This is a genomic window from Synechococcus sp. BDU 130192 (assembly GCF_963876085.1).
Taxonomy (GTDB): domain Bacteria; phylum Cyanobacteriota; class Cyanobacteriia; order Cyanobacteriales; family MRBY01; genus MRBY01.
Map to the genome: position 1 here is coordinate 1 of NZ_CAWNNO010000039.1, position 680 is coordinate 680.

The 680-nt window shown below is 47.5% G+C and carries 1 protein-coding gene; it reads right to left on the reverse strand.

Annotated elements, in window-relative coordinates; all coding sequences use genetic code 11:
* Positions 1 to 680: RNA-guided endonuclease InsQ/TnpB family protein (locus AACT35_RS10035; protein WP_254048022.1), on the reverse strand; the 680-nt coding region annotated here is incomplete at both ends.

Genomic DNA, 680 nt, shown 5'->3' on the forward strand with positions numbered 1-680 from the left:
GCCAGTCCTTTTAGGTTCAACTCCTCCGCAAATATCATCCCTGCTTGGTCGCAGAGATGATGGGCTAACTTACGGTGAAAATCTTTGCGTCGGTTCGCAATTCGTTCATAGAATCTGGCGACTCGTTGACAAGCTTTTTGCTGGTTCTTTGAACCTTTCTGCTTTCTGGCAACGGCACGGTTCAGCACTTTCAGCCTGTGTTGTGCCTCCACAAAGAATTGAGGTCTTGCTATCAACTCGTTGTCTGATGTAGCAACAAAATGACTTAACCCCACATCAATACCAATGGCGTGGCCTTTAATTGGGGGTTCTGGTATTTTGACGTCGCTTTGGATTACCAACTGGATATACCAGCCAGAAGCGCGTTTAACCACCCGTGCTTGCTTCGCCTCAAACCCATCAGGGATAGGACGGTGCATCACGGTCTTCACCCAGCCAAATACAGGCAACTTGATTTGATTGTCACCAATGGGATTTTTCCCCAACTGCGGGAAGTTAAAGCTGCGAAAACGCTTCTTAAACCGTGGGAATCCGAACCCACTATTCCACAATGCATTAAACGCCTTTTCCAGCCTGCCCATCACATCCTGAAGCACTTGAGAATGCACCGCTTGCAGAAAAGAATTAGTTTTCCTTGCGGCGGTCAAATTGCGCTTTTGACTGTAATAGGTCGGCTTTTC